Source organism: Rickettsia australis str. Phillips (genome assembly GCF_000273745.1).
In the GTDB taxonomy this organism is placed as follows: domain Bacteria; phylum Pseudomonadota; class Alphaproteobacteria; order Rickettsiales; family Rickettsiaceae; genus Rickettsia; species Rickettsia australis.
In genome coordinates this window covers 1-17,110 of the sequence record NZ_AKVZ01000018.1, presented here as the reverse complement: position 1 = coordinate 17,110, position 17,110 = coordinate 1, and the positions used below count along the sequence as shown (strand labels likewise).

Below are 17,110 nucleotides of genomic sequence, written 5' to 3'. Positions count from 1 at the left end.
TAATCCTAGGAGTTTTTGTATTAACCTCATGAGGTTGCCACGACTACTTTATGGTATTGAAAGGCATTGTTGCGTGGACCGGTAGAACACACTGTGTCTGAACCACGGGGTCCATAAAAATAATAAACAAATACTAGTAATTTTAGTATTTTACTGGATCCCGTGGTTAAGCCACAGGATGACAGATGTGAAATTGATCCACGCGGGCAATAACGATACATATCAACTACGTATATTCTTTTTCTTTATTATTTTTGATTTAGCTTTTGTAGTAGATTTATTATTAGAGGCAAGTTTGATTGAAGGTTTAGGGACTATAGGCTTAATATTAAAATGCTTATCTAGTAGCCCCATCATTTTTTGATCACGAGATGCAGCACTTTTGCCTCCTGTAACAACGGCAATCAATGATTTACCGTTCCTAGAAGCAGTAGTTACTAAATTATAACCTGCCGGTATATGAAAACCTGTTTTCATACCTTCTGCACCTTGATAATTTTTAGTAACCATATTATGTCCGTTTACTATGTTTCCACGAAATACAAAACTGGTTTTAGAAAAGAGCGGATAATATTTAGGATAATCTTTTTTCAAAGCCATAGTAAGTTTAGCCATATCTCTTGCGGTAGTTAGCTGCAATGGGTCATGCCAGCCTGAAGCATTTTTAAAATAGGTATTTTTCATGCCGAGCTGTTTAGCTTTAACATTCATTAAATGAGCAAAAGCTTTCTCAGAACCTTTCATCCCCTCAGCAACAGTTACGGCAGCATCATTAGCAGATTTTATGATTAATCCGTTAATTGCCTCTCTAACGGTTATAGTCTCTCCTGCCTTTAAACCAAGCTTACAGGGCGGCATTTTTGAAGCTTTCTGTGAGACAAGTAATTTTTTATCTAAAGATAACTTGCCGGCTTCGATTGCTTCAAACATTAAGTACAGAGTCATTAGCTTAGTTAAAGAAGCAGGATAAACCCGAATTTGTGAATTATGAGCCTGCAGCACTTTACCACTTTTTGCATCAATTACTAAACTAGTTTGAACAGGAGGTTTAGGGGTATTTTTTATAGCTTTCTTCGCTTCGCTTATTGGAGCAAAAAAAAATGCTGCAATAAAAATATAAGGTAATAAAAACTTACTAAACATTTTAAATAAAATATTATTCAAATTAAATCAAGCGGGATTTTTCACCATTGCTCAATAAATATAGATTTCGTCATTGCGAGGAGCGAAACGATGTGGCAATCTCATGAAATAATAACAAACTCCTGAGATTGCTTCGTCAATATTACTATTGTAAATTTCTTCACAATGACGTTAAAAACAAAACTTACTACACATTAACCTTTTTATTAAGATACATTAATATCAACAAAGCAGGCAAGGCTAAAATTATAGTAAAGATGAAAAAACCATCCCACCCCATCATATTTACAAGTTTTCCGGCATAAATAGTGACAGTATTGTTGCATACACTACTTGCACTACTAAGTAAAGCATATTGTGTTGCAGAATATTTTGTATTACATAAATTACCTATATATCCGACTAAAGCGGTAGCCCCCATAGCAGCAGCAAAATTCTCTATAGTAATAGCAATTAATAAAGCTTCAAAAGAAGAAGGCTGATGATTAAGCCAAATAAATGCAAAATGCGTTAAGCTTTGGGCAATACCGGTAATAATCAAACCTTTAAAATTCCCCACTCTATACATTACAATACCACCGGCAAAACCGCCGACTAATGTCGCAATTAATCCGTAAAGTTTAGCTATTATTGCTATTTCGCCTTTTGTATAACCAAGCTCTATATAAAACGGTGAAGCAACCGCTCCAAGCATGGCATCGCCTAATTTAAAAAATATTACAGCAAGTAAAATAGTTACGGCAAATTCTCTTTTGAAAAAATCCTTGAAAGGATTCATTACTGTAGCAATCCATGAAGTAATAGAAGTAATATTAACTGTTTCTCTTACTAGTTCTTTTTCGTTTACGGTTATTATAAATATCGTTGCAACGACAAATATTATAGCTATAACAAAAAAAGTTAGTTGCCAATTATTTTCGGTTATTTCTGCAAGATACAAAGCACCTGCTCCTGTAATAAGCATACCGATTCGATAACCGAATACGGCAGTTGCACTAGCGATGCTTTGTGTTTCCTGATCAAACTTATCGATACGCAACGCATCAACGGCAATATCGAACGTGCTAGATAAAAATCCTAATACTATAGTCAAAAAATATAAAGACGTTAAAGAAACTTCAGGATTTTCCTTACTCATAGCAATTAGTACTAAAGCCATTAAAGAGCTACATAATATAAGCCAACTTTTTCGATGCCCCCACCTACTTAAAAAAGGTATTTTTAAATTATCGACTAACGGCGCCCAAAATACTTTTAATGAATATGATAATCTTGCAACCGCAAAAGTAGTAATAACAGCGATATCTATTCCGGATTCTTTTAACCATACCGAAAGAGTAGAAAAAATTATAACCAGCGGCATACCGCTAACTATTCCTAACATAAATATTTCAAATAATCGATAGTCTTTAAAAATCTTGGTAATGAGCATTATGGTGTTCCTTGTGTTTATGTCATTCCTGCATAGGCATTGTTGCGTGGGTATTTCAGTCGTTATTGCAAGAAAAAATTGAAAATTTTGATGAAGCAATCTCGTGCCAAAGTCTTGAAATTGCTACACTCCTTTAGCCGCAACCTTGTTGCATGGATATCCGAACCGTCATTGCAAGGAGCGAAGCGACGCGGCAATACAGAAAAATAATTAAAAAATTCTGATATACAGAATTTTTTACTGGATTGCTTCGTCGAATTACTACGTAATTCTTCTCGCAATGACGGAAAATCAATCTATGCAACAATGCCTTTAGGCGCTTGCAATGACAATTTAAACCATACAATAATAGCTAATAAAAATTAAGGAATATAAGCTATTTATTTTATAAGTCAACTGTTCTCCCTTAGCTCCTTATTATACAACCTATAATATTCATCCTTATTCTTAAGCAATTGAGTGTGAGTACCTTGCTCACAAATCTCACCGTTTTTCATGACGATAATATTATCAAGGTCGGTAATACTGTTTAAACGATGCGTAATGATTAAAGTGGTTTTTCCTTGGCGTAATTTCTTTAAAGATTCTAGAATTTTCTGTTCGGAAACTTGATCTAAGCTACTTGTTGCTTCATCCCAAATTAAAATAGGTACGTCTTTTAAGAACGCTCTAGCAATAGATACACGCTGACGCTGACCGCCTGAAAGCGTTGTCCCCTGCACTCCTATCTGCGTGTCGTAACCGTTCGGCAGATGCATAATAAACTCATGAGCATCTGCATATTTTGCTGCTTCAATTATTTCTTCTCTTGTAGCGTTTTCCTGACCGTATGCTATATTTTTGGCAATGCTTGTATCAAATAAATGAGTATCTTGAGTAACTAAGGAAATCTGACCTCTAAGTGAAGTAAGCTTAATATCTTTAATATCATGATTATTAACTAAAATTCTTCCTTCATTTGGATCATAAAAACGCACTAATAAATTACTAAGGGACGTCTTACCGCTACCGGAACGCCCGACAAACGCAATTATTTTATGAGGTTCTAACTTTAAGTCTATATATTTTATAGCTATTTTACTCTCAAAACTTAAAGATAATTTTTCAAAAGTAATTTGTGGATTATATAAATCTACTTCTTTAGCATCTTCATGATCTTTAATAAGAGGTGCGGTATCTAAAATACTAAATACCCTCTTAGCTGCTGCTATTCCTTCTTGCAAATTAATATTTAATGATACCAAACTTTTAAATGGTCGATAAGCTGCAGCAAAAGCAGCTAAAAAAGCAAATAATGCACCTGGTGTTGTTTTACCCTCAAGAACTAGATTACCTCCGTACAAAACCATCCCTCCGACTGCAAGACCGCTTAAACCCTCCATAATCGGTGAAACCATCGCATCTAGCTTAGATGTTTTTTTGTAAAACTCTAAAATATTATTAATAATCAACGATGCTCTATTACTTTCTATTTTTTCGCCTACAAAAGATTTAATAATCTTAATTGACTGAAATGTTTCATCAAGCCTAGAAGTATAATGTCCAAGCTCCTCTTGTGATTGTGCAAATATTTTTCTTATCTTTCTACTCATCCTTTGCACCGGATAAACAGCCAAAGGGAAAACAAGAAAAACTACGCAAGATAATAGTGGTTCTAAATGAAACATCGTTATTATTAAACATACTACAGTTAGGAAATGTTTAGCACAGCCAACAAGTAAATTAGAAACAGCCCCACGCATCAAAGAAATATCGTTAGTAAAACGAGATATTAAACGTCCTGAAGATTGGTTTTGAATAAAAGAAATATCAGCAAGTAACAAATGCTCATACATTTTTATCTGCAAATCATTTAGCACCCTCTGCCCAACAAATTTTATTAGATAATTCTGATAATACTCTGAAATTCCTTTTATAAAAAAAGTTACAGTAAGTACTATAGGCATTATTATCAGCATTTTCTTATCATGCGTTAAAAAAATCTTATCAATAATAGGTCTAACCGCATGTACGATCACTGCCGTACATAGTGCTGCGATAACCATACAAAATATAGAAAAATATATTTTATTTGCATAAGGTTTAATATGATCTTTTATCAGCCTTTTTATAACATCTGCAGCTGCATAACTATCATTTAAATTATTATTATTCATTCTCGTTAAAAATATTAAATTGATGATGTGATTGATTAGGTATCGGCATTTTCAAATGCTCAAAAGCAGCAATCGTGATTACCCTACCTCTAGGAGTTCTTTGTAGTAAACCTATCTGTATTAGATAAGGCTCTATGGTTTCTTCAAGTGCATCACGCTGTTCAGAAAGGGCTGCTGCGATCGTTTCAATTCCAACAGGACCACCGTTATAATTATCCGCTATGAATTTCAAATAACGATAATCATTACTATCAAGTCCTATGAGATCAACCTCCAAACGCTTTAACCCAAAATCAGAGATTTCTTTATCTACTCTTGATTTACCGTCAACTGCTGCAAAATCTCTTATACGACGCAGCAATCTTAATGCAATTCTTGGCGTTCCTCTACTTCTTTTTGCTATCTCTTCCGAACCTGAATCGGTCAAATCAATATCAAATAATTTACTCGCTCTATTTAGAACTTTTTTCAATTCTTCAGTATTATAAAAATTAAGCCGCATAGGAATACCGAACCTATCACGCAAAGGATTACTAAGCAGCCCAAGGCGTGTAGTAGCCCCGATTAAGGTAAATTTCGGCAAGGTTATTTTCACTGACCTTGCGGCAGGTCCTTCACCGATAATTATATCAAGCTCAAAATCTTCCATAGCAGGATATAAAATCTCTTCAACCGCAGTATTTAATCGGTGGATTTCATCAATAAATAATACGTCGTTCTTTTCAAGATTAGTAAGAATAGCAGCAAGATCAGCTGCCTTAAGTATAGCAGGACCGGAGGTGGATTTGAAATTACCGCCGATTTCGTTGGAAATAATTTTGGCAAGCGTAGTCTTACCAAGACCTGGTGGACCGTAAAATAAAGTATGATCAAGATGCTCATTCCGAGATTTTGCAGCTTTAATAAATACCGAAAGATTTTCTTTAATCTGCTGTTGACCGACAAATTCCTGTAAATATGAGGGCCTTATAGGCAATTCTTGATCATTGTCACTTTTTTCAGGTGATAATATATTAGTCATTATTTTAAATCAAATATAATGACTAATAATAGCTAAAAAATAGTTTTATGCTATAAATTATTTCAAGATTCTATATAATTTAATTGATTTATATTAGATAAATCACCAACATATAACCTCTTGTGTAATTCCCATCATCTCAAAAAAATGCTCATTAATATGTTTATCTGCGTTTTCTAGAATAGAATTTGCATCAATTACTTTTAATTCTGCTAACTCTTCTATAACATTATCTTTATTTAACTTTTAATATAATTTTAAGTGATTATGAATTGTACCCTTATGCACATCGTTAGACGTTTCAGACCACTCTTTTAAAACTTGTGCTACTTCTCTTCTAGAATAATCTGATTTTCATCAGTTATCTTCTTAATTTGACTTATCCATTCTTTTTTTTCGTGTTTCTCTTGTAATGACATATCATTTGGACCCGTAACCAAACAATTAAGAAGAACTTTATTATTTTTTATAGAAGTGAATAATTTTGCTTTTGATTCATCACTTATTTCTCTACCTAAAAAAACTCAAGTTCATTAATTTTGCTATGTTTGATTGCTTCACAAACAATATCTATATCGCTATTGTTTAGGTAAGACCGGTTAAACCTGAAGCATTTAATTTCATTTTTGGTATCACTTGCAATAATTCTATTTTACTTTCTTCTGTTATACCGTTGTGTGATAGTAATGATACTGAATTCCATACAGACCTTTCAATCTTGAGCGTTTTTACAGTATCATCTCCTTTTAAAATTTCTATTAAATCTTCCAAATGATTGGGTAATACCTCATCGTTGATATTTAATGTAGCTGGATCTTTCTTAGTTCTTCAATTAATTTATTAGCATTTATACTTGCTAAAAATATTTTTAATTTTGACATAATTTTACCTATTAATTTTAATGATATTTCTTTTGAATACGTATTATATATCAAAATTAAAGAAAAGTAAAAAGTATTAATAAATTAATATTTGATTTAAAGGCCAGCATTTCGATTTTTCAGGGCTGTTTTGATTAATTCATCAATAGAGATTTCGGGGTTTTGGATAATAATGCCTTGAACGGCGTTTTGAGCTTCAAATCTAGAAAAGCCTAGATTGACTAGAGCTTTTATTACTTCATTGCTTGCGACTGATGTAATATTTTTGATATTTAAGCTATCTTTGATAATAGCTGAACCACTTGATATTTTCGCTACTTTACCTTTCAGCTCTAGCACTATACGCTCAGCAAGTTTAGCACCAACGCCGGATATTGCTTTAAATATATCTTTATCTTCATTATTTATAGCAATTTGAATATCCGTAGGAGTTAGATTTGATAAAATAGATAGAGCCATTCTTGTACCAATACCGTTCACGGATTGCAGCAAATTAAACAAATTCTTCTCTTCTATAGTTAGAAAGCCGTAAAGATGAATATGTTCCTCTCTAACATGGGTTTCGATAAATAGTTTATAAAATTCCCCTTCGGCAAGTTTACCTAAAGTTTTACCCGAAGCATATACTAAGTATCCTACCCCGTTTACGTCAATTATAATGTAATCATCACCTTGGGCATCAATCTTACCGCTTAATTTACCGATCATATAATTTATTTCTTCTTTTTCTTACTTCTACTATATATTAAAATTAGTGCCGGTAAAGCGGTAATAATTGCTGCTAAGATGTAATGAATAACAAGCGGTCTATCCATCATATGACACTGCCCATCATTAGGAACAGTTTGAGCCAAAACCATATAAGCGACTATTATTGTTACTACAATATATAAAACGGTAAAAAACAAATATTTTATAAAATTTTTCATGTTAATTTCCTGTGAATCAACTGTGTCATACACTCATGTCTCTTACAGTATATTTTGTTAGAAAATGTTTTTTAATAACTTATACCCTTCAGAATCGTTACCTTTTCCAACTAATATCACATAAATTGTAGTTTCATTAAAACAATAAATTATTCTATATTCTCCAATATCGCATCTATAAAAATCATGGTAGCCTACTAATAATTTACTACCATTGGTTACTGAATTATTTATTAAAGCGAGAATTTTGTTTTTAATTTTACGCTGATGATTTTCAGGATAACGGTCTAATATTTTTATTATCCTTTTTTCTAAAATTATTTCTTTCATTAGCTTTTAAGAAATTTTGCTGATTCTTTTACTAATAACCATTCCGGCTGTTTTGTAATATTTGTTGCTGCCTTCCACCAATAATCATCTTCAAGCTTAGTAAAATATTCATAGTCTACTAAAAAACAGTAGGTCTACCTTGCTTATTAATAACTATCGGCTCTCTCAATGCCTGATCAATGATTTCTCCAGGATTTTTATTTAACTCAGTTGCAGATATATTCATATATTTTATATGATACTATCACTGTCTATATTATTTGATATAATTAATAAGATTTTCTACCTCAATATCCTCTATATTTCCGCTTTTACGGTCTTTTAATTCAACGATATTATTTGCAGCTTTTTTAGGACCGATTATAATTTGATGAGGTGATCCGATAAGGTCATGCGTTGCGAATTTACTGCCTGGACGTGCTTCGGTATCGTCATATAACACTTCTATATTTTTATCTGATAGCTCTTTATAAGCTTTTGCCGCAAGCTCTACACATTTACTATCCTGAATATTCAAATTAATTAGAGAAACTTTAAAAGGAGCAACGCTAGAAGGCCAAATGATACCTTTTTCATCGCAATTTGCTTCTATGATAGCTGCAACTAGCCTTGAAATACCTATACCGTAGGAACTCATTTCTACAGGAACTAGTTTACCGTGTTCGTCATGAATAAGAGCATTCATATTAACCGAATATTTTGATCCGATATAAAAAATATGCCCAACTTCTATCCCTTTACTACTGGTTATTTCTTGTTCAGATATAGATAGTTTATTTATGTCATGCTTTTCTTCAGCTGCTGCGTACCAGCTTTTAATTTCCTCTACATCGATATCAGGATTATCTTTTAGTGTCTTAAATCTTTTATCATAATAAATAGTGCTTTCACCAGTCTCAGCAATTATATGAAATTCATGGCTTAACTTGCCGCCGATTGGACCGTTATCGGCAATAACAGGGATAGCAAACACGCCTAAATCCCTGAAAGTATTAATATAAGCCTTATACATTTGATTATAGGTCTTAACGGCATTTTCTTCGTTGATATCAAAAGAATAAGCATCTTTCATAAGGAACTCTCGGCCTCTCATAACACCAAAACGTGGTCTAATCTCATCACGAAATTTCCACTGGATATGATAAAGATTTTTAGGCAAATCCTTATATGACTTAATATTATGACGAAAAATATCCGTAATCATATCTTCATTAGTCGGACCGAATAGTAAAGTATTATCATGACGATCTTGAAATTTCAGCATTTCTTTACCGTAATTATCAAAACGTCCCGATTCCATCCATAAATGTGCCGGTTGAATGCAAGGCATTAGAACTTCTAAAGCTCCTGCTTTATTCATATTTAAGCTTACTATGTTCTCGATATTCTTAAGTACCTTTAAGCCAAGCGGAAGCCATGTATAAATCCCTGCTGCCTGCTGCCTAATCATTCCACTTCTAAGCATTAATTTATGCGAAGTTACTTGAGCCTCACTTGGTTCTTCTTTTAAAACAGGTAAAAAATATTGTGATAATAACATAGAATTTTTTTAGTTATTTTTAGTTTAATATGGTATTTCTATGTCATCTCCGTATCTTTTATGTCATTCCCGCGGAAACGGGAATGCAGAAAAACATTTATAATAATAAGATGGATTCCCGCTTCCGCGGGAATGACATAAAAGATACACTTATCTTTTCGTGGTAAGATTCAAAAACTCATGGCGATATTTCTGCTGCTCAGCAAATATACCCGTATAATGTATGGTATTCATTATGCTATGATCCTGCATCACTCCACGCATAGACGTACAACTATGCAAGGCAGAAATCTTAACGGCAACGCCAAGCGGCCTTAAATTCTCCTGTACGCTTTCTGCTATTTGTACCGTCATTTTTTCTTGAATTTGCAGCCTTCTAGCAAAAATATTTACTATTCGTGCTAACTTGCTTATGCCGACAATACAGTTATCAGGAATATAAGCTATATGTACCGTACCGTTAAAAGGTAACATGTGATGTTCACAAAAAGAGGTAAATTTTATGCCTTCTAGTGAAATAAAGCCCTGAAAATTACAAGTATCGTAAAATTTTGTATTTAATATTTCTTCTACATCTTTTCCATAACCGGAAAATATTTCCGTATAGCTATTAATTACTCTATCAGGGGTTTTAAGTAGCCCTTCTCTAGTTGGATCTTCACCAATGAATTTTAGTAACGTTCTTACTGCCTCTGTAGCTTCTTCTCTAGTTGGTTTACTCATGTTCTAGTTTTATACTTTTAAAAAAAATTACTCTAACACAAATATATACAAACATCAAGCCGCCTACTATAGCAATCAGCCCTCCTCCTCCCATCATTCCCATTAATAGCTTAGCTGACATCGACATTACGCTATTTGGATCTTTCCGCATAACTCCATAACCGCCGGCGAGTGCTAGACCTAGTATGTGCAGAATCTGCCCGAATGTTAGGAGGTAGATGGCAAATGTCATCCCGTAACCCCTTATGTCATTCCCGCAGAAGCAGGAATTCATGCTTGCGAATACTTTTTTCTGAATTCCTGCTTCTGCGGGAATGACATAAGGGTCGGGAATAACATTGATACCAAAATAACTATACCCCATACAAGCAATACTAATCCCTACTATAGAACCGTGGTAATGAGACGGGATTACTACATTTATACCCGTGATGTTCATTGCAATAAGCCCGCCAAGTAAAAATAAAGTAATGGAGCAAAGTAAGATGGTTTTGATGACTCTGTTATTTATTATAACCGTGTCATCCCGCGGCTTGACCACGGAATCTATTTTTTTACTGGATTCCGTGGTCAAGCCGCGGGATGACAAGAATTCAACCCCCATACCGACCAAACATAAAACAGGAGCAATACCGCCTAGATATTTCATATGATTTGTATAGAATTTTTTGAATGCTCCGTCGATAATGTCATAAGATATATGACCGAAAAGTATAAGAATGCTGGAAATAAAATTTAAATAAAGTAAAAACAGGTGAAATTTTTGGAATTTTAATTCTCTGTCTATTAGCTTCTGAAATAAGATAACCCAAATAAATATTAATATTTGAGTATATATAAATTGCAATAAATGACCTCCGCTCCAAAAAAGTAATTCATAATAAAATTCTATCTCGATAGGAATAATTTGGATAATGTTTTGCAAACCATTATAAGACCATCCAAAGCAAACGAAACTTAAAATAAACATTATAATAGTCGATAATATTGTAAAATTAACTAGACTATTTAAATTTGCCCAATCGAAGAAGTATAAAATATTTATCGCATATAATAGCAACGTAACGCCAAATAAGCTTAACCCTAAAATAAATACGATATTTTCAAGCATCGGTATATAATTATTCATCACCGGATTATGCCCCGCTATTGAGGAAATAGCGATTAGAAGAGTAGCTAAGAAGGCAAGCTTGCATAGTATGTCATTCCCGCGAAAGCGGGAATCTAGAAAAAAAAAATGGATTCCCGCTTTCGCGGGAATGACATAGAGGATTGTTTTAATGACAAAGACCAAACACTAGCCGTAATAGACAATAACCAAATCAATACCGATAAATTAACATGAATAATTAAAGCAGATTTGAAAATATGCGGATTCGGGAAAAAACGCGATAATTGTGGAGTACGTAGTACCACCAAAATAATTGAATATAAACCGGCAAGCCCTAAAGACACTATACCAAGCTTAAGCCATGAGAGAGTTAAGCTATTATTTTGTGATTGATTGGTAGAATTCATAACTACAGGTAAATATTAAATATAATCTACAAATAGCTCATGGTATTTAAATAAGCAATATTTTTTATTTAATTTGGAAATTAACGTAAGCTATTAATAAGTCAATAGATAGCACTTCGTATATCGACTTTATTATTTATTCGGAGCTACTTAATATATGACTAACCACCCACGTGTCGGTATAGGTGCTATAGTTTTTAATAGCAAAAATGAGATTTTACTAGGTAAACGTATTAGTTCCCGTGACGAGTCTAGTTGTGCTCCTGCCGGTGGACATTTAGAATTTGGAGAAACATTTGAAGAATGTGCTATCCGTGAAGTTTTAGAAGAAACAAATCTAATCATCGAAAACCCACAATTTATAGCGGTGACTAACGATGCCTTTGAAAAAGAGCAAAAGCATTATGTCTCTATTTTCCTTAAAGCTCATTGTTTAAGACATGAATTACAGAATCTTGAGCTTCATAAGGTAGGAAACTGACCGTGGTGTGCTCTTAATAATCTCCCTTCTAAACTATTCCTACCTCTAAAAAAACTCATTGAGAAAAAATGTTACCGATACAAAGAAACTACTGATTAATCTAATGTTTCTTATTCTTCTTTAAATATGTAACACAGATTTTAGTTGATTGAATGGTGGGTTTGAGAAGACTTGAACTTCCGACCTCACGCTTATCAGGCGTGTGCTCTAACCAGCTGAGCTACAAACCCACAGTGTAGAAGTATGGTGAGCTCGCCGGGATTCGAACCCGGGACCCTTTGATTAAAAGTCAAATGCTCTACCGACTGAGCTACGAGCTCTTAAATATATTTATGTTTTTGTGTGTGTCATTCCGTGGCTTGATCACGAAATGACGCTTAAGTATAAATATATATTCAAAAATTATGTTTTACTTTATCGCCGAAAAAGGCTAAGCTGTCAACAATTATTTTGTAATTTAATACATAGGAAGTTTATGCAGCATCAGGACGTTGCTATAATTATCCCCTCAAGGCTAAGTTCAACTAGGCTTAAACAAAAACCGCTGCAGCTTATCGGCTCTATAACTTTAATCGAGCGGGTATTCAAGCAAATAAATCAGGTTAACCTTGAGCATACATATGTTGCGACCGACTCGGAAGAGATAGCAGATATTATTAAAAAAGTTGGAGGGAAAGTAATATTCACGGATAGTGCTATCCCAACCGGTACTGACCGTACTTATGAAGCTTTTAAATTAATTCCAAATAATCAAAACATTAATTACATAGTTAATATACAGGGAGATATGCCTTTTATTGAACCTAGCTCTATTTTGAAAATTATAGAATATTTAAAAAACAGTGAATACGATATTGTTACACCGGTAGTAAAGGTAGATAGGGAATCAGTGGAAGCTAGTAGTAATGTTACCGTAGCGGTTGACTCAGCGGGGAAAGCATTGTATTTTTCGCGTAGTCTTATTCCAAACGGTGCAGAAGAATTTTTATATCATGTAGGCATGTATGGTTTTCGCAAAAACGCCTTAGAAAAATTTGTATCTCTTAAGCCAACTTTTTTAGAAAAAACAGAACGTTTAGAACAATTACGTGTCCTTGAAAACGGCATGACTATAGGTACATGTTTAGTTGAGAATGTTCCTATTTCCGTAGATACGGAAGAAGATTTAAAAAAAGCAGTAAAATTTTACAAAAATATTAGTAAACTAGGTTTATAATAAATAATGGTACGTTTTATTTTTGTTACCGGCGGCGTTGTTTCATCACTCGGTAAAGGTCTAACGGCAGCATCTCTTGCTATGCTATTACAAGCAAAAGGATTTAAAGTTTGCGTACGAAAACTAGACCCTTATCTTAACGTCGACCCTGGGACTATGAATCCTCACGAACATGGGGAAGTATATGTAACGGATGACGGAGCAGAAACCGATCTAGATCTTGGACATTATGAACGTTTTACCGGAGTTTCCTCGTGCAAGTTTGATAGCATCACGACAGGAGCAATATACTCAAAATTACTTAAAGATGAACGTTTAGGAAATTACACCGGCGTTACTGTTCAAATCATCCCGCATGTTACACATATAATAAAAGATTTTATACTTTCAAATACCAAGGGTTTTGATTTTATTATTTGTGAAATAGGCGGTACAGTCGGTGATATTGAAGGTCTACCGTTTTTTGAAGCTATAAAGCAAATCGGTAACAAATTAAAAAGCGAAAATTGCTTATTTATTCATTTAACATTATTACCTTATGTTAAAACCGCTCGTGAATTAAAAACAAAACCTACCCAACACTCAGTTAAAGCATTAAGTGCTATAGGTATTACACCTAATATACTAGTCTGTCGTGCAGAACGTAACATTTCAAAAAGCGAAATAGATAAAATAGCTTTATTTTGTAATATAGAATCTGAGTATGTTATTCCGGCAATAGATCAAAAAAATATATATTTAGTACCGATTGCGTATCATAATTCAGGTTTTGACAATAAAGTATTAAAATTTTTTAATATTAATGTCGTACCGTCTAAATTAGATAAATGGTATGATATAATTGGTAGGCTAAAAGATTCTAATTCAAAAGTAAGAATTGCTATAATAGCTAAATATCATAAATTAAAAGATGCTTATAAATCAGTAATCGAGGCACTTGATCATGCAGGTATTTATTACAAATACAAAATTGATTTAGTATGGATAAATGCTGAAAATCTAACTGAAGAGAATATTAATAAAAAATTATTAAATATAGATGGACTTTTAGTACCAGGCGGATTTGGAGAACGTGCAACTAAAGGAAAAATTATAGCAATAACATATGCTCGTACTAATAACATACCTTTTTTTGGAATATGTTTCGGTATGCAACTTGCGACGATCGAAATAGCTCAGAACTTAATCGGTATTAAAGATGCAGTAACGGAAGAATTTAAAGTAGCCGGTACAAAAATTATTAAGAAAATAAATAAAAACTATGAAGACTCAAAAATAACAATTGAAAATGTAAAAAAGACTATGAGGCTCGGCTCTTATCCTTGTATTTTGGTTGCAAATACCATTGCAGCTAATGCTTATAAAACCCTTGAAATAAATGAGAGACATCGTCATAGATATAAATTTAATAATGAATTTCAAAATATTTTTGAAAAAAATGGAGTAGTATTTAGCGGTTTTTCAAAAGATGAAGAGATTGTAGAAATAATTGAATTACCGGGACTGCGTTGGTTCGTAGGAGTACAATTTCATCCAGAATTTAAATCTAAACCTTTTGAAGCTCATCCGTTATTTATTCAGTTTATTAACGCAACGATTAAGTATAACAAATGTAATTAACAACAATATATGAGACTATAATAAAAAATCTTGACATAGTTTTTATTATAGTCTAGGTTGCATAAAAATAATATAGCCGGACAGTTTTGAAGATGTTATATTTTTGTAATACTTAAAGCCTTATATGTCATTCCCATGGATATCAACTCAAGAGCAGTCTCACTCTATGTCATGCACATAAGCAGGAATGACATATAATAAAAACTATCCGGTACTAAAAAAATAAGCTCATAGTAAATCAAATGGATGCCGTGGATTCTAACTTCACAATTTGGAATAAAGCCAGAAACAGTAAATTTAGGCATATAGTATGGCCGATTAGATCGTATGAATTAACCAAGTTCATCCCGATGGCTTTATTAATGTTTTTTATTCTACTTAATCAAAACTTAGTTCGTAGTATTAAAGATAGTTTTGTTGTTACCTTAATTAGCTCGGAAGTATTGAGTTTTATCAAACTGTGGGGCGAAATGCCGATGGGAATTTTATTTGTTATTCTTTATTCTAAACTCTGTAATATTATGACAACAGAGCAAGTTTTTAGGATAATTACCGGTACTTTTTTATTTTTTTCGCAATTTTTGGTTTTATTTTATTTCCGTACAAAGATTTTTTTCATCCTGATCCTGGCTTAATTAAGCACTATATCACTATTCTTCCTCACTTAAAATGGTTTTTAATAATTTGGGGACAGTGGAGTTTAGTATTATTTTATATTATGGGAGAATTATGGCCAGTTATAGTCTTTACTCTTTTATATTGGCAACTTGCAAATAAAATTACTAAAGTCGAAGAAGCACCAAGATTTTACTCATTTTTTACTTTATTCGGACAAACGAATTTACTTATCTCAGGAACCGTAATTATTTATTTTGCTAAGAGTGAGCATTTTTTATTACCTTTATTTTCTCATCTAAACGATACAAACGAAATCCTTTTAAAATCATTTATTACGGTTATTTTAATATCCGGATTAATTTGTCTAGTTCTTCATAAACTTATTGATAAATCAGTCGTAGAAGCAGACAAAAATATTAAATTTAAAAACCAAAGAACGGATATATTAAAATTAAGCTTAATTGAAAGTGCAAAAGTAATATTCACTTCTAGATATCTCGGTTTTATTTGTCTTCTTGTAATATCTTATTCTATGAGTATTAGCCTCATAGAAGGATTATGGATGTCAAAAGTAAAACAACTCTATCCTGCCACAAAGGATTTTATATCCTATCACGGTGAAGTATTTTTTTGGACGGGAGTACTCACGTTAGTTAGTGCGTTTTTAGGCAGTAGTTTAATTAGAATATGCGGCTGGTTTTGGGGAGCTATTATAACACCGATTATAATGTTTGGAGCAGGCGTTATGTTCTTTTCATTCACGGTTTTTGAAAATCACCTAGGAAATATTGTAAATACTCTCGGCTATAGTTCACCGCTTGTCGTTATAGTTTTTATCGGCGGACTTTGGCATGTACTTTCTAAATCCGTAAAATATTCACTTTTCGATGCTACTAAAGAAATGGTATATATTCCGCTCGATAGTGAAATGAAGACTAAAGGTAAAGCTGCTGTTGATGTTATGGGTACTAAAATCGGTAAATCAATAGGTGCTATTATTCAATTCATATCCTTTAGTATTTTCCCGAACGCCATACATAACGACATAGCCGGTTTATTGATGCTTAGTTTTATTATCGTATGTCTATTATGGCTATATGGCGTGAAAGTTTTATCGGAACACTATAATAAAATGATAAAACATTGATAATTTTGTGGATCATCCTGCAAGACATTGCAAGCGTGAATACCAAGTCGTCATTGCAAGCGATCTTGTTGCGTAGATCAATTTTACCTCTATCACCCCGTGGGCTTGACCACTGGATCCAGTTAAAAATACTAAAATTATTAGTACTTTTTATTGTTTTTATGGACCACGGGGTGACACAGTAGGTTTTACCGGTGTCTACGCAACAATACCTCCTCGCAATGACAAGAAAACCAATCCATGCAGGAATGAAATCAAACCATACAACAAGGTCAGCTTAACCACTAGGGACAATCGTGAAATCGATACACGTAATAGTTGATCAAACTACTGTATTTTGAGCATCCTCTCCTAC

14 protein-coding genes, 2 tRNA genes and 4 pseudogenes are annotated in these 17,110 nt (G+C 33.2%); 4 read left to right on the top strand and 16 right to left on the bottom strand.

Going from position 1 to position 17,110, the window contains the following annotated elements:
- Positions 1–222: 222 nt before the first annotated feature.
- The 14 genes and pseudogenes from A452_RS0102475 to A452_RS13110 all read right to left on the bottom strand — a co-directional run.
- Positions 223–1,143: a D-alanyl-D-alanine carboxypeptidase family protein gene (locus A452_RS0102475; protein WP_025999553.1), complete on the bottom strand. Its 921-nt coding sequence runs from the start codon at positions 1,141–1,143 to the stop codon at positions 223–225.
- A 187-nt stretch (positions 1,144–1,330) separates the two neighbouring features.
- Positions 1,331–2,575 (bottom strand): AmpG family muropeptide MFS transporter, encoded by a 1,245-nt coding sequence (locus A452_RS0102470; RefSeq protein WP_014412843.1) that lies wholly within the window; start codon positions 2,573–2,575, stop codon positions 1,331–1,333.
- A 392-nt stretch (positions 2,576–2,967) separates the two neighbouring features.
- On the bottom strand, positions 2,968–4,731 hold the full coding sequence (locus tag A452_RS0102465; RefSeq protein WP_014412844.1) for an ABC transporter ATP-binding protein: 1,764 nt from the start codon (positions 4,729–4,731) through the stop codon (positions 2,968–2,970).
- A complete protein-coding gene (ruvB, locus tag A452_RS0102460; protein ID WP_014412845.1) occupies positions 4,724–5,752 on the bottom strand; it encodes a Holliday junction branch migration DNA helicase RuvB in 1,029 nt (342 codons plus the stop codon). The genes A452_RS0102465 and ruvB overlap by 8 nt, the downstream gene beginning before the upstream one ends.
- A gap of 585 nt (positions 5,753–6,337) precedes the next feature.
- Complete coding sequence (locus A452_RS0102450; protein ID WP_014412847.1) at positions 6,338–6,523, bottom strand: hypothetical protein; 186 nt, start codon at positions 6,521–6,523, stop codon at positions 6,338–6,340.
- Between the two features lie 206 nt (positions 6,524–6,729).
- The gene (ruvA, locus tag A452_RS0102445) at positions 6,730–7,341 is read right to left on the bottom strand and encodes a Holliday junction branch migration protein RuvA (RefSeq protein WP_014412848.1); all 612 of its coding nucleotides are present in this window, start codon (positions 7,339–7,341) and stop codon (positions 6,730–6,732) included.
- Positions 7,342–7,346: 5 nt separating this feature from the next.
- Positions 7,347–7,562, bottom strand: coding sequence for a hypothetical protein (locus tag A452_RS0102440; RefSeq protein WP_014412849.1), 216 nt, complete (start codon positions 7,560–7,562; stop codon positions 7,347–7,349).
- Positions 7,563–7,619: 57 nt separating this feature from the next.
- On the bottom strand, positions 7,620–7,892 hold the full coding sequence (locus tag A452_RS0102435) for a type II toxin-antitoxin system RelE family toxin (protein ID WP_014412850.1): 273 nt from the start codon (positions 7,890–7,892) through the stop codon (positions 7,620–7,622).
- A 118-nt stretch (positions 7,893–8,010) separates the two neighbouring features.
- On the bottom strand, positions 8,011–8,118 hold the full coding sequence (locus A452_RS11850; protein ID WP_014412851.1) for a type II toxin-antitoxin system prevent-host-death family antitoxin: 108 nt from the start codon (positions 8,116–8,118) through the stop codon (positions 8,011–8,013).
- A 30-nt stretch (positions 8,119–8,148) separates the two neighbouring features.
- Positions 8,149–9,432: a proline--tRNA ligase gene (gene proS, locus A452_RS0102425; RefSeq protein WP_014412852.1), complete on the bottom strand. Its 1,284-nt coding sequence runs from the start codon at positions 9,430–9,432 to the stop codon at positions 8,149–8,151.
- Positions 9,433–9,582: 150 nt separating this feature from the next.
- Complete coding sequence (gene folE / locus A452_RS0102420) at positions 9,583–10,155, bottom strand: GTP cyclohydrolase I FolE (protein WP_014412853.1); 573 nt, start codon at positions 10,153–10,155, stop codon at positions 9,583–9,585.
- A pseudogene (locus tag A452_RS12955) lies at positions 10,148–10,381 on the bottom strand (hypothetical protein); the annotation flags it as partial. The gene folE and the pseudogene A452_RS12955, both read right to left, overlap by 8 nt.
- 114 nt (positions 10,382–10,495) lie before the next feature.
- Positions 10,496–11,350 (bottom strand): annotated as a pseudogene (locus A452_RS08070) (palindromic element RPE4 domain-containing protein); the annotation flags it as partial.
- Between the two features lie 91 nt (positions 11,351–11,441).
- Positions 11,442–11,673: pseudogene (locus A452_RS13110) on the bottom strand (hypothetical protein); the annotation flags it as partial.
- A 157-nt stretch (positions 11,674–11,830) separates the two neighbouring features.
- Here A452_RS13110 and A452_RS0102410 point away from each other — a divergent pair.
- Positions 11,831–12,154, top strand: coding sequence for a nucleotide triphosphate diphosphatase NUDT15 (locus A452_RS0102410; RefSeq protein ID WP_014412855.1), 324 nt, complete (start codon positions 11,831–11,833; stop codon positions 12,152–12,154).
- Positions 12,155–12,307: 153 nt separating this feature from the next.
- Here A452_RS0102410 and A452_RS0102405 read toward each other — a convergent pair.
- Together A452_RS0102405 and A452_RS0102400 are read right to left on the bottom strand one after the other, a co-directional pair.
- Positions 12,308–12,384 (bottom strand) — tRNA-Ile (locus A452_RS0102405).
- A gap of 14 nt (positions 12,385–12,398) precedes the next feature.
- Positions 12,399–12,474 (bottom strand) — tRNA-Lys (locus A452_RS0102400).
- Between the two features lie 155 nt (positions 12,475–12,629).
- Between A452_RS0102400 and A452_RS0102395 the strand changes: the two genes are divergently transcribed.
- From A452_RS0102395 to tlc2, 3 genes and pseudogenes are all read left to right on the top strand, one after another.
- A complete protein-coding gene (locus A452_RS0102395) occupies positions 12,630–13,370 on the top strand; it encodes a 3-deoxy-manno-octulosonate cytidylyltransferase (protein ID WP_014412856.1) in 741 nt (246 codons plus the stop codon).
- A gap of 6 nt (positions 13,371–13,376) precedes the next feature.
- A complete protein-coding gene (locus A452_RS0102390) occupies positions 13,377–14,990 on the top strand; it encodes a CTP synthase (protein ID WP_014412857.1) in 1,614 nt (537 codons plus the stop codon).
- A 242-nt stretch (positions 14,991–15,232) separates the two neighbouring features.
- Positions 15,233–16,755 (top strand): annotated as a pseudogene (tlc2, locus tag A452_RS08065) (nucleotide exchange transporter Tlc2).
- Positions 16,756–17,110 lie beyond the last annotated feature (355 nt).